The organism is Stenotrophomonas sp. SMYL20 (genome assembly GCF_036320045.1).
Classification (GTDB): Bacteria; Pseudomonadota; Gammaproteobacteria; order Xanthomonadales; family Xanthomonadaceae; genus Stenotrophomonas; species Stenotrophomonas maltophilia_A.
In genome coordinates this window covers 33667-50001 of sequence record NZ_JAWIRT010000023.1, presented here as the reverse complement: position 1 = coordinate 50001, position 16335 = coordinate 33667, and the positions used below count along the sequence as shown (strand labels likewise).

14 protein-coding genes are annotated in these 16335 nt (G+C 67.2%); 8 read left to right on the top strand and 6 right to left on the bottom strand.

Annotated elements, in window-relative coordinates; genetic code table 11:
• Positions 1 to 16: 16 nt before the first annotated feature.
• Positions 17 to 1996, bottom strand: coding sequence for a choline BCCT transporter BetT (gene betT, locus V3B48_RS17005; protein ID WP_049400600.1), 1980 nt, complete (start codon positions 1994 to 1996; stop codon positions 17 to 19).
• Positions 1997 to 2245: 249 nt separating this feature from the next.
• Entirely contained in the window at positions 2246 to 2626 is a 381-nt protein-coding gene (locus V3B48_RS17000) for a VOC family protein (RefSeq protein ID WP_006372781.1), read from the bottom strand.
• Between the two features lie 146 nt (positions 2627 to 2772).
• Between V3B48_RS17000 and V3B48_RS16995 the strand changes: the two genes are divergently transcribed.
• The 3 genes from V3B48_RS16995 to V3B48_RS16985 all read left to right on the top strand — a co-directional run bounded on the left by V3B48_RS16995 (position 2773) and on the right by V3B48_RS16985 (position 7250).
• The gene (locus V3B48_RS16995; protein WP_197613774.1) at positions 2773 to 3291 is read left to right on the top strand and encodes a sigma-70 family RNA polymerase sigma factor; all 519 of its coding nucleotides are present in this window, start codon (positions 2773 to 2775) and stop codon (positions 3289 to 3291) included.
• A complete protein-coding gene (locus V3B48_RS16990; RefSeq protein WP_329894121.1) occupies positions 3288 to 4232 on the top strand; it encodes a FecR domain-containing protein in 945 nt (314 codons plus the stop codon). Before V3B48_RS16995 ends, V3B48_RS16990 begins: the two co-directional genes overlap by 4 nt.
• A 69-nt stretch (positions 4233 to 4301) precedes the next feature.
• The gene (locus V3B48_RS16985; protein WP_329894120.1) at positions 4302 to 7250 is read left to right on the top strand and encodes a TonB-dependent receptor; all 2949 of its coding nucleotides are present in this window, start codon (positions 4302 to 4304) and stop codon (positions 7248 to 7250) included.
• Between the two features lie 125 nt (positions 7251 to 7375).
• On the opposite strand, the gene V3B48_RS16980 is transcribed toward V3B48_RS16985, so the two are convergent.
• Both V3B48_RS16980 and V3B48_RS16975 read right to left on the bottom strand, forming a co-directional pair.
• Entirely contained in the window at positions 7376 to 7699 is a 324-nt protein-coding gene (locus tag V3B48_RS16980) for an SMR family transporter (protein ID WP_121503503.1), read from the bottom strand.
• Complete coding sequence (locus V3B48_RS16975; RefSeq protein WP_010485170.1) at positions 7699 to 8052, bottom strand: SMR family transporter; 354 nt, start codon at positions 8050 to 8052, stop codon at positions 7699 to 7701. Before V3B48_RS16975 ends, V3B48_RS16980 begins: the two co-directional genes overlap by 1 nt.
• A 160-nt stretch (positions 8053 to 8212) precedes the next feature.
• Between V3B48_RS16975 and V3B48_RS16970 the strand changes: the two genes are divergently transcribed.
• A complete protein-coding gene (locus V3B48_RS16970; protein WP_329894119.1) occupies positions 8213 to 9064 on the top strand; it encodes a LysR family transcriptional regulator in 852 nt (283 codons plus the stop codon).
• A gap of 95 nt (positions 9065 to 9159) precedes the next feature.
• Here the strand turns inward: V3B48_RS16970 and V3B48_RS16965 are convergent, their stop codons facing one another.
• Positions 9160 to 10080 (bottom strand): M14 family metallocarboxypeptidase, encoded by a 921-nt coding sequence (locus V3B48_RS16965; RefSeq protein ID WP_329894118.1) that lies wholly within the window; start codon positions 10078 to 10080, stop codon positions 9160 to 9162.
• A 131-nt stretch (positions 10081 to 10211) separates the two neighbouring features.
• On the opposite strand from V3B48_RS16965, the gene V3B48_RS16960 reads away from it, so the two are divergent.
• From V3B48_RS16960 to V3B48_RS16950, 3 genes are all read left to right on the top strand, one after another.
• Positions 10212 to 12293 (top strand): TonB-dependent siderophore receptor, encoded by a 2082-nt coding sequence (locus V3B48_RS16960; protein ID WP_329894117.1) that lies wholly within the window; start codon positions 10212 to 10214, stop codon positions 12291 to 12293.
• A gap of 62 nt (positions 12294 to 12355) precedes the next feature.
• Complete coding sequence (locus tag V3B48_RS16955; RefSeq protein WP_329894116.1) at positions 12356 to 14128, top strand: chloride channel protein; 1773 nt, start codon at positions 12356 to 12358, stop codon at positions 14126 to 14128.
• A gap of 100 nt (positions 14129 to 14228) precedes the next feature.
• Positions 14229 to 14945, top strand: a complete 717-nt coding sequence (locus V3B48_RS16950; protein WP_024957423.1) for an MgtC/SapB family protein — start codon at positions 14229 to 14231, stop codon at positions 14943 to 14945.
• 31 nt (positions 14946 to 14976) lie between these two features.
• On the opposite strand, the gene V3B48_RS16945 is transcribed toward V3B48_RS16950, so the two are convergent.
• On the bottom strand, positions 14977 to 15384 hold the full coding sequence (locus V3B48_RS16945) for a MerR family transcriptional regulator (RefSeq protein WP_329894115.1): 408 nt from the start codon (positions 15382 to 15384) through the stop codon (positions 14977 to 14979).
• 63 nt (positions 15385 to 15447) lie between these two features.
• On the opposite strand from V3B48_RS16945, the gene V3B48_RS16940 reads away from it, so the two are divergent.
• Positions 15448 to 16275 carry a class I SAM-dependent methyltransferase gene (locus V3B48_RS16940; RefSeq protein ID WP_285302944.1) on the top strand — a complete coding sequence of 276 codons (828 nt, stop codon included), beginning with the start codon at positions 15448 to 15450 and terminating at the stop codon, positions 16273 to 16275.
• Positions 16276 to 16335 lie beyond the last annotated feature (60 nt).

Below are 16335 nucleotides of genomic sequence, written 5' to 3'. Positions count from 1 at the left end.
GTCCGCACCCACCGAATCAGCGGCTCAGGTGCAGGAACTGCAGGTGCCGTTCGTACTGGCTGATGATGTCGTTGATGATCTGCTTGCGGCTGTAGCCGACCAGGTCGTAGTCCTGGCTGCCTTCGAACAGGTGCACTTCAGCGCGGTAGTAGCGCTGGTTGCGCAGCTGCTGCGCGGCGAACGACGGCGTCAGGTAGCCACTCAGGATCACCCGGTACAGGAAGTCCTGCTGCTCGCCGTGATTCACCGTCAATTCCATGTCGCCGGCCTCGAACCGCGTGGCCACATCCCAGCCCTGCCCGCGCAGCTGCTCGGCCACCGCCTCCATCGCTGGCTTCACGGTGTCGTCCATGAAGCGGTAGACCTGGTCGCGCACCGGGAAGTGCATGGCCTGGCTCAGGCGCTGGCGCCAGCCCTGGTGGTGGCGGTCGTCACCGATCAGCGGCGAGGGACGGTACTGCAGCGCGCGCTTGCGGTGCGATTCGTCACTGAAGGCGCGAGTCAGGCCCCACATCATCAGCAACAACACCGCCGAGAACGGCAGCGACGCCAGCACCACCGCCGATTTCAGCGCATCGATGCTGCCGGCCAGCAGCAACCCGGCGGTCAGCACCGCGATCACCGTGCCCCAGAACACGCGCAGCCAACGCGGACCATCATCCTCCGGCGCCCCGCCATGCGAGGACAACGTGGACAGCACCACCGCGCCGGAGTCTGCCGATGTCACGAAGAAAATGAAACTGACGAACACCGTCACCGCGATCACCGCCTTGCTCCACGGATACCCATCCAGCAGGGCATACAGCACGGTGGGTGGATCATCTACCGCCAGTTGCGCCAGTTGCTGCTGGCCATGGTGCAGCACCTGGTCCAGTGCACTGTTGCCGAAGATCGACAGCCACGCCAGGGTGAAGCCGAGCGGGATCAGCAGCACGCCGAACACGAATTCGCGGATGGTGCGGCCACGCGAGATGCGGGCGATGAACAGGCCGACGAACGGCGCCCAGCCGATCCACCAGGCCCAGTAGAACACCGTCCAGCCGCCCAGCCATTCCGGTCGGCCGCCATAGGCGTACACATCGAAACTCTTGCCGACCACGCTGCCGAGGTAGTCGCCCAGGTTCTGCATCAGCGTGCTGAGCAGATACTGGGTGGGGCCGGCGCACAGCATGAACAGCACCAGCGCGATCGCCAGCAGCATGTTGATGTTGGCCATCCAGCGCACGCCCTTCTCCACGCCTGAAACGGCCACGGCCACCGCCGCGCCCATCATGCTGACCACCAGGATGATCTGCACCAGGTTGGAGTGCGGGATGTTGAACAGGTGCGACAGGCCAGCGTTGAGGTGCAGCACGCCGAAGCCCATGTCGGCGCCGATGCCGAACACGGTGGCGACAATGCCCAGCGCGTCCACGGTGTAGCCGATCGGGCCATTGATGCGCTTGCCGATCAGCGGGTACAGCGCCGAACGCAGCGCCAGCGGCAGGTTGTGGCGGTAGGCGAAGTAGGCCATCGCCATCGCCGCCAGCGCGAACACGCCCCAACCGTGCAGGCCCCAGTGCAGGAACAGCAGCTGCATGGCCTGGCGCGCGCCGGCCTCACCGGCCGCCGGATCGCCCTGTGGCGGCTGCAGGTAATGGGTCAGCGGTTCGGAGACGCAGAAGAAGAACAGGGTGATGCTGATGCCGGCGGCGAACAGCATGCCGGCCCAGGAGAGATAGCTGAACTCCGGCTCGTCATGGTCGGCACCGAGCTTGATGCCACCGTACTTGGACAGCGCCACGCCGACCACGAACACCAGGTAGAGGGTCATCGCCAGCAGGTAGTACCAGCCGACATTGAGTGCGGCCCAGTCCTGCGCCTTGACCAGAAGGCGGCCCGCACCGAGCGGGAACAGGCTGACAAACAGCGCGAACGCCACGACAACGATCGCCGCGAAGGCGAACACAGGTCGAAGGGTGCGCACCGGGGATTGTTGCGGCTCCAGTACTTCCATGGGGCGGCGTTCTCCGGTAGATCAAAGGGTTAGCCGACCGATTCTGGCTGAACCGCAGTGGACAGAGCATGAAGTTGCGGCCTGCGGTCACAGGCCCGGCCCACCATTCCGTGTTATCACGCGCGCGCCGAAGCGTGCCTGCGAGCGCAGCCGCGCGCGGACCGCCTGCGAGCGCAGCCGCGCGCGGACCGCCTGCGAGCGCAGCCGCGCGCGGACCGCGTGCATCGCGGCCACGCGCGTACTGTCCAATCACGACATCACATGCACCGCGCACAGCTTGTTGCCATCCGGGTCGCGCAGGTAGGCCAGGAACAGCTGCCGCCCGGCCATGTTGCGGATGCCGGCCGGGTCTTCGATGGCGGTGCCACCGTGGCTTACGCCTGCGTCCTGCCAGCCACGCACGGCATCGGCACTGTCCAGGGTGAAGCCGATGGTGCCGCCATTGGCATGGCAGGCCGGCTCACCATCGATCGGTGCGGTGACGATGAACATGCGGCCGTCCTTGAAATACACCAGGCGCCCCTTGTCATCGAAGACACCGGGACGGGCGCCCAATGCGGTGAACAGGGCATCGTAGAAGCGATGCGCGACGTCCATGTCGTTGGTTCCAACGGTGATGTGGCTGAACATGCGGGCACTCCCTGCGGAAAGACCGCAGTGTCGGCGAGCCCGGCGGTCATCGCAAACGCCCTGGCCGTTGCCCCCCTGCACAGGGTTTGTCGTACACCTCCCGATCACACTATAATGGGAATCATTCTCATTAATGATCGATGCCGATGGCCGTGCCCGCCGCCTCCAGCACCGCGCTGGCGGGGTTCTACCGCGAACACCATGGCTGGCTGCTGGGCTGGCTGCGCCGCCGCACCCACAACGCCGACTGCGCCGCCGACCTGACCCAGGACACCTTCGTGCGCCTGCTCAGCCGACGCGTCGATCCCTCCGAACTGCGCCTGCCACGTGCTTATCTAAGCACTATCGCGCACGCCCTGCTGGTCAACCACTGGCAGCGCGCGGACCTGGAGCGCGCCTACCTGACGGCCTTGGCCGCCCAACCGGAGCCGGTGCATCCATCGGCGGAAGAACGCACGCAGGCACTGCAACTGCTGCACGCCATCGCCGACATGCTGGCCGGCCTGGCCGAACGCCCGCGGCGTGCGTTCCTGCTGGCCCGGCTGTCCGGCCTGGGCTATGCGGAGATCGGCCAACAACTGGGCGTGTCCGAGCGCATGGTCAAGAAATACATGGCGCAGGCGATGCTGCATTGCCTGCGCCTGTCCGGCGACGCAACGGCATGAGCGCCGCGCTGGCCAGCCCGGCACTGGAGCAAGCCGCAGAGTGGTTCGCGCTGCGCGAGCAGGGCTGGACTGATGACGAGCAGTACCGCTGGCGCGCATGGCTGCAGGCTGATGCCGGCCACGCCGATGCGTGGCGTCGGGTCGAGTCGGTCTGGCAGTCCTTTGCGCCCCTGTCGGCGCCGGCCGCCGCCACCGCACTGGATGCCGCAGGCCGTCGTCGCCGGCAGGCTCTGCGCAGCCTCGGTGGTGCACTTGGCATCGGCGCGGTTTCACTGCTGGGCCTGCATGGCCTGCAGGCGCAACGCGGCCTGCAGACGCAGCGCACCGTTGCCGGGCGCACCGGGCACTGGAGGCTGATTGATGGCAGCCAGTTGTGGCTCAACGCCGACAGCGAAGTCACCATCGACATCGGCAGCGGCCGCCGCGCCCTGCATCTGCTGCGTGGCGAGCTGCTGCTGCAGACCGGCCACCATCCTGCATTCACCGGCCTGCCCCTGACCGTGTATGTGCCGGGCGCACGCCTGCGGCCAATGGGCACCCGCTTCGCGGTCGGTCGTGAGGCGCAGGGCAGCCGCCTGGATGTGCTCGAGGGCGTGGTGCGCTGCCTGCCGATGTTCGGTGTGGCGCTAGATGTGGCTGCCGGAGGCGCGGTGCGGATCGGCCCGATGGGCGGGCTCACAACGGTCGCTGCCGATCCTCTGCGCGGTGACTGGCAGGACGGACGCCTGCAGGTACAGGACACGCCTTTGGTCCGCGTCATCGATGAGCTGGCCCGCCACCATCAGGGCTATCTGGGTTGTGATCCGGCGCTCGCCGCATTGAAGGTCACGGCAGTACTGCCACGCCTGGACAGCACCCAGGCGCTGCATCTGCTGGCCCGCGCCCTGCCGATCCGTGTCGAGCAGCGCTGGCCGTGGTGGACCGTCGTGCGTCCGCTTTGAAATCGCGGTTCCCTTTCTGTGCGCTCACCGGGCACTACAAGGGAACCCATTGCGGATGTTGCCGCCCCCATGAAACTGCCCTGCCCCTCCCCTCGTCCCCTGGCCATCGCGCTGTGCCTGGCCATGGCCTCCCCGTGCCTGCTGCCGGCCGCCGCCCATGCACAGGACACTGCGGCCGCCATTCGCTGGCAGATCCCGGCTGGCCCGCTCGACCAGGCCCTGACCGCGTTCGGCCAGCAGTCGGGCCTGTCCATCGCTGCCGATGCGCGTCTGACCCGCGGCCGCCACAGCAGCGGTGTGCAGGCCACGCTCGGTACTGACGCCGCATTGGCGCAGCTGCTGGCCGGCACCGGCCTGGCCTTCCAGCGTGATGCCAGCGGCGTGGTGCTGCAGGCGGCACCTACCGCTGAAGCCGGGGTACGCCAGATCGGCACCCTGCGCGTGGCTGGCCAGGCCGGCGAAGGCGCTTCACCGTGGGGGCTTGCCGATGCCGATGCGGTCTACCGTGACAGCGGCTCGCGCGTGCACCTGGACCATCAGCAACTGGAACGCTTCCGCGGCCAGTCGATCGGCGACGTGCTGGCCGGTGCAGTGGGCGTGCACACCGCTGACGTTCGCAACGGCGGTGCGCTGGACGTCAACATCCGCGGCCTGCAGGGCCAGAACCGGGTGCCGGTGATCATCGACGGCGGCCAGCAGGCCATCGACGTGTACCGCGGTTATGCCGGCGTGCAGCAGCGCAGTTATCTCGACCCGGACCTGATCAGCGCGATCAGCATCGAGAAGGGGCCGAGCCTGGCCGCCAACGCCGCCAGCGCGATCGGCGGCGTGGTCTACATGGAGACGCTGAAGGTCGATGACATCCTCGACGATGGCCAGACCTGGGGCCTGCGCGTGCGCGGCGGCGTGGCCGACAACAGCATCGACCGCACCCGCACCTTCAAGCAGATCGCGCGCGGCAGCGACAACCGCAACAGCCTGCGCGACCCGCGCGACTGGAATGGCAGCGTGGCCTTCGCCCAGCGTGGCGAAGACTGGCAGCTGGTCGCGGCCTATGCGCGGCGCCGCCAGGGCAACTTCTTCGCCGGCAGCAACGGCGCGCATCGCTACGACAACCAGCACCTGTCCAGCGGCGGTACCGGCATGTCCAGCCAGGCCGTATCCAAGCTCTTCCATCCGGGCGATGAGGTGCTCAACACGCATACCGACAACGAATCGGCATTGCTGAAATTCACCTGGACGCCCAACCCGGACCAGCGGTTGGAGCTGAGCCACCGCTACTTCAACTCCAGCTTCGGCGAGATCATGCCGTCGGCGATCGGACGCGTGGGTGAGTCCAATGAATGGGTGACCTACGTGGACAAGGCCAACACCATGTTCCAGTTCGAGCCGGGAAAAATGCGGGTCAACGCCACCTCGCTGCGCCACCGCTACCGGCCCGAGGCACATCCGTGGCTGGACCTGAGCAGCACGCTGTGGTTCACCACCGCCACCAGCCGCATGTTCAACAGCAACATCGCCAACACGCCGCTGTTCAAGGACGTGCCCAACGACCAGATGCCGGACACGCTGGGCGAAACCTACGGCCCGGGACTGCAGTCGGACGTGAAGACCCAGCGCTGGGGCGTGGACAGCAGCAACACCACGCGCTTCAGCAATGCTCTGGGCGACTGGACGTTGCGCTATGGCGCGTCCTTCCAGCACGAGGACACCGCGCCCAACTCACCGGTGCTGCCGGTGGATTTCAACAACAACCGCTACCTGCGCTCGGGCACGCGCCGCGAGGCCAGCGTCGTTGCCTCGCTGCAATGGCAGCCGTGGGACTGGCTGTCGCTGACCGCGGGCGGCCGCTTCACCGACTACCGCACCCGCGACCGCAACCGCGTGGCCTTCGTCAGTGAATCGCGCGACCTGCGCTACACCTTCGCGCGCCTGAGCAAGGGCGGCCAGCTGCTGCCCGGCTGGTACAAGGAGTGGTACCCGGATGCCCAGGGCAATTACACCTATGACTCGCTGCGCGCTACGCCCTATGGCGACAGCACGCTGGGCCAGGCCTACGATTTCGACGGCTTCATTCCTGATCCGCGCGGCGCCAACGGTTTCTATACCAAGCAGATTCCCTCCGCCTGGGGCTACAAGCCGGCGATCCGCCGTTCCGGCCACGGCTTCGCGCCCTATGCCGAAGCACGCTTCAACCTCGACCAGGACATGTTCTTCTACGTGAAGTACGCGCAAGGCTGGAAGATGCCCAGCCTGTTCGAGTCGACGCTGGGCAACAGCACCTCGGCACCGGTGGCCGACCTGAAGCCGGAGAAGAACCGCTCGTGGGACATCGGCTTCAGCCTGCTCAAGCAGGACCTGTGGCGCAACGGTGACCGCCTGGCGTTCAAGGTGGCGTGGTTCAAGAACGATATCGACAATGCCATTACCCGCCGCTTCGATTCCAGCAACTGGGCGTTCTACGTCGACAACGTCGACAACTACACCGTGTCCGGTTACGAGCTGCAGTCCGGTTATGACGCCGGCATCGCCTACCTCGACCTGTCGGCCAGCTACTACCAGCGCGCGCGCACCTGCGATGCGGCCACCGCCAAGCGCCTGCGCGAAGACCCGTATGCGAAGTGGAGCAAACTGGACACTACCCCGGACTGCGTGGACGGCGGCTTCGGCACCTCGTTCGTCAACGCACAGAACCCGCCGAAGTACTCGATCCACAGCACGCTGGGCTTCCGCCTGTTCGACAAACGGCTGGATACTGGCATCCGCCGCATCTACAACAGCGGCCCCACCCACGAACTGGACAAGCCCTGGAACACCACCGGCTCGACCGGCCTGCAGAACATCTACCTGCCGACCGCGATTTATGACTTCTATGCGCGCTGGCAGTTCACGCCGCGCAGCGAAGTGGAGCTGGTGGTCAGCAACCTGCGCAACACCTACTACATGGACACGCTGGCGATGAGCCTGATGCCGGGCCCGGGGCGCACCACGCGGCTGAACTTCACCGCACGCTTCTGAGTGCTTCAGAAACAGCAACGCCCCGGAGATATCCTCCCCGGGGCGCTTGCCTGCGGCAGCTCACGCGCTGGCAGGTACCAACCATGGTTCTAGTAGGCGCCAACCTTTGTTGGCGCAACGATGCATCACTTCGCGGTACTCAGCAGCAGCACTGCAACAGTGACCAGCGCAATGCCGACCCAGCCGATCGGACGCAGGCGGTTGCCGAACAACAGGCGGCCGCAGGTGGCGGTACCGATCACGCCGATCGCACCCCACATCGCATAGGCGGTGGCCAGGTCCATGTAACGCACGGCCTGTCCCAGCAGGGCGAAGGCGATCCAGACCATGACGATCGCGGCGACGCCCCAGCGCCAGCGGCGGAAGCCTTCCGACTTGGCCACCATCATGTTGGCGGCGACGTCGATCAGCGCAGAACAGATCACGAAAAACAGAGCGAGGGTATTCATCAGTGCGCCTCCCCGAGGGTGACGCAGACGATGCCGACCACCGCCAGCACCAGGCCGGCCAGCTGCTGCAGCGACAGGCTTTCACCAAAGACGGTGAGGCCGACCACGGTCAGCAGGGTCAGGCCGAGGCCTTCCCAGACCGCATAGGCCACACCAACGGCGATACGGCGCACCGACTGCGCCAGGAAGAAGTAGGACAGCGCCAGCGCGCCGGCCATGATCAGGTAGCCGGTCCAGCCACCATCGCGAGCGGCATGGGCCATGAACGAGGTGCCGACCACTTCGGCGACGATCGCCACGGTCAGGCAGGCCCAGGCGACCAGCGCGCCACGGGCGGGAACAGTACGGGACATGTGAAGCTCCTTGCAGGGCGGGGACCACGCCGCCTCATCAATGGATCCACGCCGAGCGTGGAGGGTCCGGAACGCCCCGCAGACGGGGGCGACGGAAGCCAGTATCATCGCCTTTTACGGTGGTATCAAAATGGATTCCATCGACAGGAGCGATGGATCAGTGCCCTACTCCCCTGAATCCCTGCAGGCCTTCGTGGAAGCCGCGGCGCTGGGCTCGTTCTCGGCGGCGGCGCGACGCCTGCGCAAGACCCAATCGACGGTCAGCACCGCCATCGCCCACCTGGAAGCCGACCTGGGCGTGAGCCTGTTCGACCGCAGCGGGCGCTACCCGCAGCTGACCGAGGCCGGGCGCCAGGTGCTCGGTCATGCCCAGGAAATCCTCGCCGCCGATACCCGCCTGCAGCAGTTGAGCGTGCGGCTGGCCGCCCCGGTCGAAGCGCGGCTGACCGTGGCCTTCTCCGACGTCTATCAGCTCGACCCGGAGCAGCGCGTGTTGCAGCGCTTTGCCGAGGCGTTCCCGGAGATCGAGCTGGAATGGCTGGATGCCGAGGGCGAGGACGTGCTTGAACTGGTGAGCAACGGACGCGCCGCGCTGGGCCTGCTGCCACGGCAGGAGCACTATCCGGACGGACTGGTGGCACGTCCGCTGGCGCACCACAGCGAGCTGTCGGTGTATGTGGCGCGCGAGCATCCGCTGGCCAGCGCTGGCCGTCGCGCCGCCGCACAGCTGGCGCGGCATAGACAGGTGCGCTTGAGCGCGGAAGTCGATCAATCCCGCGTGGTCACCGGCCTGGCCTGGACCGCCACCGACTACCTGATGGTGATGGAAATGGCCGAGGACGGCCTCGGCTGGGCCGAACTGCCGCGCGCACTGGTACAGCGCTACGACCGCGGGCGGCTGGTGGAACTGGTACTGCCCGGCTGGCCACGGCGCATCCACAGCGACCTGCTGTGGCGCCGCGACACGCCGCCAGGCCCAGCCGCACTCTGGTGGGCCGACGCGCTGGGGTGAAAAGGGGACGGAGGGGATTAAGTCGTTTGTGCCACAAACGACTTAATCCCCTCCGTCCCCTTTTTCAGTTGCCGGCCAGCGGCCGGCACTACCGATCAGGGGTGCGCCAGCGCGTAATCCAGCGCCGAGCACACTGCGGCCACCTGCGCGTCGTTGCACTGCTGCGGGGTCGCACGCGGGCTGTCCGGGTAGACCTCGGTGGTGGTGGTGTACTTCGCACCCGTAATGCCGGCGCACAGGCCCAGCTTCACCAGCGGGTACTCGATCACGCCATGGGCCACCACCGGCGAACCGATGATCTCGCCCTTGTCGTCGGCCGGCGCGATGTGGGTGACCTTCTCCACCGCAGCGATCACCGCCTGCTGGAACGCCGCCTGCGGGGCCTCGCTGTCGTCCACCAGATAGAAGCCATCCGGAATCAGGCCCGGCTCGAACGGCTTGCCATCACGCGCCGCCAGCGCCGGGCGGAACTCGCTCTCGTCGCTGTCGGTGGTTTCGTGCAGGTCGATGTGCAGCACGAACTGGCCCTTGATCGGTGCGACCAGTTCGATCAGCGCGGTCGACTCGCGGGCCGGGCCATCGGCGCGGAAGTTGCGGTTCGGGTCGATCGCATCGAAGTTCCAGCGATTGATGCGCTCGAAGCCCCACGGATTCACGCACGGTGCCACCAGCAGGTTGGCCTTGCCGGCGTAATCGGCGGCGTGCTTTTCGAGAAACTCCAGCGCGCCCATCACGCCGCTGGTCTCGTAGCCGTGCACGCCACCGGTGACCAGCGCGGCCGGCAGCGCCGGGTTCCAGTCGCGGCTGCGCAGGGCGAACAGGGTGTAGGTCTCGCCGGCGTAGTCGAGCTGGCCATAGGCCACCTTGTCGAAGCGCGAAGCCAGTGCCTCGATGCGCGGCAGCACCTCCTCGTCGTAGCGACGCAGGCGCTGCTGGCGGCCACGCCACGCCTCCCGTTCCGCCGCTCCCCACGGCTGGCCAGGGGTTCCGACGGGGTAGAAAGCGGCTTGGGACATGGCAGATCTCAGCGAGTCAGGAAGCAATCACCCACTTTACCACCGGCCCATCAGCATGAACCGGAGGCGCATTCCATTGGCGAATGGAATCAGCAATAATTCTCATTTACGCCCTTCCACGACCTGCATCGATGCCCATCCACGCCCCGCAAACGGCCCGCCTGCCGCTGGCCGCCGCCCTCGCCCTGTGCCTGCTTCCGGCCGCCAACACCTTCGCCCAGGACGGTGCCACCACGCTGGACAGCATCCAGGTCTCCGGCAGCTGGCTGGGCACCGGCCTGCATGACAGCGTCAAGCGTTTTGCCGGCGCGCGCACCGTGGTTGACCGCCAGCGCATCGAGGCCAGCGGCGCGGCCAGCATCGGCGATGCCATGCGCCGCATCCCCGGCGTGCAGGTCACCGACAACTCCGGCACAGCCGGCAGTTCGGTCTCGCTGAACATCGGCGTGCGTGGCCTGACTGGGCGCTACTCGCCGCGCTCGACTGTACTGCTGGATGGTGTACCGCTGGCGGTGGCGCCGTATGGCCAGCCGCAGCTGTCGTTCGCGCCGACCAGCCTGTCCAACATCGAATCGATCGACGTGGTGCGCGGCGGCGGCGCGGTGCGCTACGGCCCGCAGAACGTGGGCGGCATCATCAACTTCAGCACCCGTGCCATTCCCACCGGGGCCGGCCTGCACGGCGAAGCGGGCGTGCGCTACACCGCCTACGACCATGGCGGCGGTGACAGCACCCAGTACAACGCCTTCCTCGGCGGCACCGGCGACAACGGCCTGGGCGCCGCCCTGCTGTACTCCGGCCAGGACGGCCGCGGCTGGCGCCAGGGCAGCGATGACCGTTTCAACGACCTCGCGCTGAAGTTCGCCTACGCCATCGACGAGCAGCAGGAACTGCGCGCCAAGCTCTCCTACTACGATGTACGCTCGCTGACCCCGGGCGGCCTGACCCGCGCCCAGTACGAGGCCGACCCGTTCCAGAACACCCGCCCCACCGATTTCTGGAAGGGCCACCGCACCGGCATCGACCTGGGCTACACCAACACGCTGTCGGACAACAGCGAGTTCGAGGTGCTGGCCTATTACAACGAGAGCAGCCGTGCCAGCTCGCTGATCAACGCGGCCAATACCCAGCTGACCGTGCAGCCGCGCGATTACCGCGTGCTGGGCATCGAGCCGCGCTATACCCAGCGCCTGCACTGGGGCAGCACGGTGCATGACATCACCGCCGGCTACCGCTTCCTGCGCGAGCGCGGCAACGACCGCAGCTACACCGTCACCCGCCGTACCGGCGTGGCCAGCGCCACCAACCGCTTCGACAACGCCACCGACGCACATGCCTTCTACATTGACGACCGCATCGCGATCGGCCAGTGGCGGATCACCCCGGGCGTGCGCATGGAGTGGATCGACATGGACCGCCGCCAGGCCGGGGGCGCGGCGACCTTCAGCAGCCGCAACGACAAGGCCCTGCCCTCGCTCAACGTCGCCTATCTGCTGACCCCGCAGCTGACCGTGTTCGGCAACTACACCACCTCGTTCGGGCCGGTGCAGAACATCCAGCTGAACTCACAGACCGCCAGCAACCCGCTGAATCCGGAAATCGCCAAGACCACCGAACTCGGTGCGCGCTGGCAGGACGGTGCACTGCGCGCGGAAGTGACCGTGTTCAAGATGCGCTTCGACAACCAGATCCTGCAGGTGCCGGGCATCACCCCGCCGACCTTCCAGAACATCGGTGCCACCGACCACAAGGGCGTGGAAAGCGCGCTGGAGTACCGCTTCGCCGAGGGCAGTGCGCTGGCCGGGCTGGAGCTGTACGCCAACTACACCTGGACCAAGGCGATCCAGCAGTCCGGTGACAACCGTGGCCTGGACGTGCCGTTCTACTCGCGCGACACCGACAGCGTCGGCGCACGCTATGCACTGGCCGGCTGGACCTTCAATGTCTCCAGCACCCACCAGAGCGGCCAGTTCTCCGATGCGGCCAACACCTGGGCCGAGAGCGCCGATGCGCGCGTGGGCCGCGTGCCGGGCGTGCGCCTGTGGAACGCGCAGGTGGCCTGGCAGGTGCCGGGACTGGGTGACAGCGAGATCGCGCTGGGCGTGAACAACCTGGCCGACAAGCGCTGGTATACCCGCAACGTCGATGGCAACGCCGGCCGCATGGTGGCTGCGCCGCGCACCTTCTACGTGCAGGGCCGCTACCGCTTCTGACGCAGTAACCGCCCGATGCAGTGACGGCGGCGATCACGGTGGCGGCGTATCATGCCGCCACCATGTCACTGCCTGTTTCGCCATCGCGCCTGCATGCGGCCTTCCAGGGCCTGCGCCTGCGGCTGCGCGGCAGTGACTTGTGGTTCATTGCGCTTGCCCTGCTGGTCGGCCTGATCGCCGGCTACCTGACCCTGCTGCAGTCCGGCATCGCACGCTGGCTGCAGGGCACCCTGTACGGGCTGGACGACGGCATGCGCCTGAGCTCCCTGCCCTCGCTGACCTGGACCGCGCTGCTGGTGCTGCCGCTCGGTGGCCTGCTGGTCGGGCTGGTCAGCCTGGCTGCGACCCGTCTCAAGCGACCCCTGCTGGATGCGGTGGAAGCCAACGCCCTGCATGGCGGGCGCATGTCGATGCGCGACAACCTGATCGTGCTGACCCAGACACTGGTTTCCAATGGCTGCGGTGCTTCGGTCGGCCTGGAGGCCTCCTATACCCAGATGGGTGCCGGCAGCGGCTCGCAGCTGGGCCGAGTGATGCGCCTGCGCCGCAACGATGTGCGCATCCTGGTCGGCGCCGGTGCCGCCGGCGCCATCGCCGCCGCCTTCGGTGCACCCTTGGCCGGTGCGTTCTACGCCTTCGAGATCGTCATCGGCGCCTATACCCCGGCCGCACTCGCCCCGGTCGCGGTCGCCGCACTGGCCGGCGCGTTCGTGGCCGACCAGGCCGGCATCGAGGCCTACCTGCTGCCGGCGGCCTCGACGATTGATGTCCGCGCCGCCGACTACGCCATCTACGGTCTGCTGGGGTGCTGCTGCGCGATGGTCGGCATCGCGGTGATGCGGTTGATCGCCTCGATCGAAGGCACGGTCAAGCGCAGCCCGTTGCCACTGTGGGGCCGGCCGGTGGTGGGCGGCCTGCTGCTGATTCCGCTGGCACTGGCCAGCCCGCAGGTGCTGTCGTCCGGCCATGGCGCGCTGCACCTGGACCTGACCACGCACCTGCCACTGATCTGGATCGGCGGCCTGCTGACCCTGAAGTGCCTGGCCTCCGGCATCTCGCTGGGCTTCGGCTTCCGCGGTGGCCTGTTCTTCGCCTCGTTGTTCATGGGCACCCTGGTCGGTGCCCTGTTCGCCGGCCTGCTGGCGATGGCCACCGGCGTGCCGGTGATTGATGCAACTTCGGCCGCACTGGCCGGCATGGCCGCGCTGGCCGCCGCCGTGGTCGGCGCACCGATGACCATGGCCATGCTCGTGCTGGAAGGCACGCACGACTTCCTGTTGACCAGCGTGGTGATGAGCGCGGTGCTGGTCTCCAGCACGCTCGTGCGGCAGTGGTTCGGCTATTCCTTCTCGACCTGGCGCATGCACCTGCGCGGCGAGACCATCAAGAGCGCCCGCGACGTGGGCTGGGTGCAGAACCTCAACGCCGGCCGGTTGATGCGCAAGGGCGTGGCCACCGCGCCGGCCGACCTCGATGCCGCCGCCTTCCGCCAGCGCTTCCCGCTGGGCTCGGGCAGCCGCGTGATCCTGATCGACAGCGAAGGCCATTACGCCGGGATCGTGCAGATTCCGCGCGTGTACGGCGACGGCGTGAAGCCCGAAACCACGATCGGCGAACTGGCGGAAAACCGCGACGTGTCACTGCTGCCAAGCGCGGACGTGGTCACCGTGATGCAGCGCTTCGACCACACCCAGGCCGACGAACTGGCCGTGGTCGCCGCCGACGGCCAGGTGCTCGGCGTGGTCTCCGAAGCCTTCGTACGCAAGCGCTACGCCGAGGAACTGGACAAGCGCCAGCGCGAACTGATGGGCGAGCGCGTCGAGGACACCGACTGACCCGCGAAAAGGGGACGGAGGGGATTAAGTCGTTTCTGGACCGCTGGAAATCCACGCATGGCGTGGATCTACTGTCACTTCGACCGGGTAGACTCCGACCATGCGCTTCATTGAAACCTTCCAGGCCGGCCCCTTCGCCGACACCGTGGTCAGCCTGCTGGCCGCCTTCGTGCTCGGCACGCTGATCGGCGCCGAGCGCCAGTACCGGCAACGCACCGCCGGTCTGCGCACCAACGTGCTGGTGGCGGTCGGCGCCGCCGCCTTCGTCGACCTGGGCATGCGCATCGCCGGCAGTGCCGAGGCGGTGCGGGTGATCTCCTACGTGGTCTCCGGGGTCGGCTTCCTCGGCGCCGGCGTGATCATGAAGGAAGGCATGAACGTGCGCGGGCTGAACACCGCCGCCACGTTGTGGTGCTCGGCGGCGGTCGGTAGCTGCACCGGCGCGGACATGTTGGCCGAAGGCGTGCTGCTGACGGTCTTGATCATCGCCGGCAACACCCTGCTGCGGCCGCTGGTGAATGCGATCAACCGCATCCCGATCAACGAGACGGCCACCGAGGCCACCTACGAGGTGCGCCTGAGTGTGGATGCCGAAGCCGTGCCGCGCGTGCGCGAGCGCCTGGTCGATGCGCTGGAAGCAGCGCAGTATCCGGTCGGTGATGTGCAGGTGGTCGAGCATGCCGACGCGCCCACCGATGTGATCGCGGTGCTGGTCAGTACCGCCGTCAGTGCCGATGAGCTGGACGTTGTGCTGGCGCGGATGGAGCACGTGCCGGGCGTGCTGCATGCCACCTGGGAAGTCAGTACCCGCGATTGATTCATCCACGCATGGCGTGGATGCGCTTCTCTCACCCACCCGCCAGGCGCTGCTGGGCCCTCAACAACTTGCGGAACGAACCGCACTGGCGCGCGTCCTGTGCTTCCGGGCAGGCCGCCGCGCGCTGTAGATGACGGCGCACCCGCTGCAGCTGGGAGATCTGCTGCTGCAGCACATCGGCCTGTGCCAACAGGGCTTCGCGATCCAGCGTAATGCATCCGCGCTGAGGCGGCAGCGACAACCCGATCTGCTGCAGCGACAACCCGGCCGACTGGCCAAGGCCGATCAACGCCAGGCGCTCAAGCACCTGATCGTCGTACTGCCGGCGCAGGCCGCGACGGCCCAGCGACTGCAACAACCCGAGCTGCTCGTAGTAACGCAGGGTCGAGGCCGGCACGCCACTGCGCTTCACCACCTCGCCGATATCCAGTTCACGCATGGGCTTGACCTCAAGTCGCCTTCAAGCATCAACCTATGGGCAACTTCCCGGCAGGACAAGGTCATGGCCAGTACATCCCCCGTTGATCAGAATGCGCTCTGGAATGGCCCTGGCGGCCAGATCTGGGTCGCCCAGCAGGCCATCCTCGATGGCCTGTTCCAGCCCATGGCCGACCTGCTGGTGGCCGAGCTTCCGCAAACCGTCACGCAACTGCTCGATATCGGCTGTGGCACCGGCGCCAGCCTGCTGGCATCAGCCGCCGCTCGCCCGGCGACACACAGCACCGGCCTGGACATCTCCGCGCCGATGCTGGCACTGGCCCGTCAGCGCGCCGAGGCGGCAGGACTGGACGCGGACTTCATCGTGGCCGATGCGCAGCGGCATCCGCTTCCGTCCGCACACTTCGACTGGATCCAGTCGCGGCTGGGTGTGATGTTCTTCGAAGATACCGAGGCCGCCTTCGCCAACCTGCATCGTGCTGCAACGCCAGGCGCTGGGCTGCGTTTCATCGCCTGGCGCAGTGCCGACGAGAACCCGTTCATGACCACGGCCGAACGCGCGATCGGCGATGCACTTGAGCTTCCGCCGCGGGTGCCAGGAGCACCCGGCCAGTTCGCCTTTGCCGATGGCCAGCGCGTGCAGCGTCTGTTGCAGGCCGCCGGCTGGAAGGATGTGGAGTTGGTCGCGGTAGACCTGCCGTGCTCGATTGCCCGCGATGAACTGCCGACCTATGTCGGCCAGCTGGGCCCGTTGGGCTTGGCGCTGCGCAATCTGCCCGAAGACCGCGCCGACGCACTTCGAAACAAGGCGCTGGCCGCGTTCGCGCCCTTCATCGAAGGCGACCGTGTGCGCGTCGATGCCGCCTGTTGGCTGGTCCGCGCCCGCGCCTGATACAAAAAAGGGGACGGAGGGGATTAAGTCGTTTCCGGCACAGCCGGGGCAAGAACGACT

Bases quoted from the DNA above. Each gene is read 5' to 3' on its own strand.
- V3B48_RS16945 (WP_329894115.1), bottom strand. From the start codon at position 15,384: ATGCGTGAACTGGATATCGGCGAGGTGGTGAAGCGCAGTGGCGTGCCG.
- V3B48_RS16965 (WP_329894118.1), bottom strand. From the start codon at position 10,080: ATGTCCCAAGCCGCTTTCTACCCCGTCGGAACCCCTGGCCAGCCGTGG.
- V3B48_RS16950 (WP_024957423.1), top strand. From the start codon at position 14,229: ATGCGCTTCATTGAAACCTTCCAGGCCGGCCCCTTCGCCGACACCGTG.
- V3B48_RS16955 (WP_329894116.1), top strand. From the start codon at position 12,356: ATGTCACTGCCTGTTTCGCCATCGCGCCTGCATGCGGCCTTCCAGGGC.
- V3B48_RS16940 (WP_285302944.1), top strand. From the start codon at position 15,448: ATGGCCAGTACATCCCCCGTTGATCAGAATGCGCTCTGGAATGGCCCT.
- V3B48_RS16975 (WP_010485170.1), bottom strand. From the start codon at position 8,052: ATGTCCCGTACTGTTCCCGCCCGTGGCGCGCTGGTCGCCTGGGCCTGC.
- V3B48_RS16985 (WP_329894120.1), top strand. From the start codon at position 4,302: ATGAAACTGCCCTGCCCCTCCCCTCGTCCCCTGGCCATCGCGCTGTGC.
- betT (WP_049400600.1), bottom strand. From the start codon at position 1,996: ATGGAAGTACTGGAGCCGCAACAATCCCCGGTGCGCACCCTTCGACCT.
- V3B48_RS16960 (WP_329894117.1), top strand. From the start codon at position 10,212: ATGCCCATCCACGCCCCGCAAACGGCCCGCCTGCCGCTGGCCGCCGCC.
- V3B48_RS16990 (WP_329894121.1), top strand. From the start codon at position 3,288: ATGAGCGCCGCGCTGGCCAGCCCGGCACTGGAGCAAGCCGCAGAGTGG.
- V3B48_RS17000 (WP_006372781.1), bottom strand. From the start codon at position 2,626: ATGTTCAGCCACATCACCGTTGGAACCAACGACATGGACGTCGCGCAT.
- V3B48_RS16980 (WP_121503503.1), bottom strand. From the start codon at position 7,699: ATGAATACCCTCGCTCTGTTTTTCGTGATCTGTTCTGCGCTGATCGAC.
- V3B48_RS16995 (WP_197613774.1), top strand. From the start codon at position 2,773: ATGGCCGTGCCCGCCGCCTCCAGCACCGCGCTGGCGGGGTTCTACCGC.